The sequence below is a fragment of the Oceanisphaera litoralis genome (assembly GCF_016907015.1).
Classification (GTDB): domain Bacteria; phylum Pseudomonadota; class Gammaproteobacteria; order Enterobacterales; family Aeromonadaceae; genus Oceanimonas; species Oceanimonas litoralis.
Genome location: NZ_JAFBBE010000050.1, coordinates 1 through 1,874 on the forward strand (window position 1 = coordinate 1; position 1,874 = coordinate 1,874).

The 1,874-nt window shown below is 36.3% G+C and carries 2 protein-coding genes; both read right to left on the minus strand.

Annotated elements, in window-relative coordinates; all coding sequences use genetic code 11:
* Positions 1 to 139: 139 nt before the first annotated feature.
* Entirely contained in the window at positions 140 to 1,057 is a 918-nt protein-coding gene (locus HNR62_RS16000) for a hypothetical protein (RefSeq protein WP_204797078.1), read from the minus strand.
* Positions 1,058 to 1,295: 238 nt separating this feature from the next.
* Positions 1,296 to 1,793, minus strand: a complete 498-nt coding sequence (locus tag HNR62_RS16005) for a hypothetical protein (protein WP_204797079.1) — start codon at positions 1,791 to 1,793, stop codon at positions 1,296 to 1,298.
* Between the last annotated feature and the right edge of the window lie 81 nt (positions 1,794 to 1,874).

Genomic DNA, 1,874 nt, shown 5'->3' on the forward strand with positions numbered 1-1,874 from the left:
TGATGGCGAAGTTTTCTTACTACCTGTCTCAGCACCGCTTATACAAGCGGATCTTCGGTATTATTTGAACAATAAAAATGAGGGGATTCGTAAGGCATACGTCAGCACATCCTATTTGCTTGGCATGTTAGGTGAATATTTACGAATCACTGTAAAAGAATGCTTCTCTTTCTTTTTCTATGTGCAGATTGTGCTTAGCACAATGATAGTGTGAAACACCTATTTTTTCAGATCTTAGTTTGAAAGGTAGTTCATCAATAAAGATTTCAGCGAAAACAGCTGAAAAATCTTTTTTATAGCAATCTTGTAGTACTTTTAAATTAGTCGAAGGAAAACTATCTTTAAATTCTTTGTTAAATTGAGGGTGAAAGTAACGTATTAATGCAGCTTCGAATAAAGATATTCTTTCCTGTTCAGTTGTATTAAATAATTTGTCTAACCCTACTTTTATTCTGAGGCCATAGTTGTTTTTATTTTTTGCAAATGGATTCATCGCCGTAACTAATTTATTGTTAGGTTCAACCTCAAGAAGTAGTAACGATAGCGTTGTATTGTCTGGTTTAGGAAGTAAAGCTATTTTTTGTAACGTTTCATGCTTTAGAAGTCTATCTAATGCATTCCTATTTCCATCTTTTCCGTATGCTTGGCCAATATACCTAACATCAAATTCAAGATGTTTGGATAATAAACTATTAATGTACTCTTTAGGTGTTAGGCGCTTATTACCTCCTTTATCTTTGACGTAATACCCTGACTCATCATCGAAATAAAGTGTATAGTTGTCCGGCATTTCTAACTCTATTATTTTTGTTTCTCCTGCTACATTGCATTCAACTTTTAGCTTCCGTTGATCCTGTTTAATATCAACAAGAGCAGCTTTCGAAAGGTAGCCGATCATGTATATATGACAGCGTTTTATAACATCCTCATACTCTTTCAATATTTCTTTTTCGTAAATATATTCAGCAGGCAACGTACAAAAGCTATTTGCATACATACTCAGTGCATGTTCAACATCAAAAGATTTCTGTTCTAGATTTTTCTTGAATGAATCCATTATACTTAAACTCCTAATTATTATGCTCTCCTAACATTTTAATATTGCGCATGCGCATATATCTTTCATTGAGTTAGCTCACCTTTTCTTTTAAGATGATGATAATAAACAAGTTATCACTGATGAGCTGTATATAATGGTGACCCTGACCCCGTGACCCACATAACCAGTAGCAAAATGCGGAGTGATGAAGGAGCAGCGATTTTGCTGTCCGAGTTCATGTGATTGTTATAAATGGTTATTTTTTCTGATTATAAAAAGATCTGTTAACAACAAAAATATGCTCCTCATTACCGACCTTAACTACCACCTCAAAATCGCCTTCAATCTTGTGGTTTAGTTTGCGAGTATCTGTAACGATTAATCCGCCATGACCATTCCCTGGAGGAATTGTTTGAGCTTTCATGACAAGTTGCTCAATAATTTGACGTTTATTTTGCACTCTTGCAGCTATTGAATCTAGGCTGCTTCTAAAATTTTGGCTATTTTGATTAGCAAGTGCTTGCGCCTTGGCTGGATCATAGATTGTAGTAGTAGATACACCACTATACGATCCAGAGTAGTTTCCATAAGTATTTACTGAATAAGGTTTATATCCGTAGTTCCCATAGCTGTTACTATTGTAAGACCCATAGGTATTTCCTGAATTGTAGGTTGTCGAGGTATTGTAGGCTGCAGTTGACGCATTTATTGCCCCCGCAACCGCCGCCCATGCAGCAGCCCAGGGCTGACGCATCAGCGTTCACAATTTAAACAGCCCCATGGATTCGAATAAATAATCGTCATTCAGGCAGCACAGCTTTCGTTTGTTCGCCAT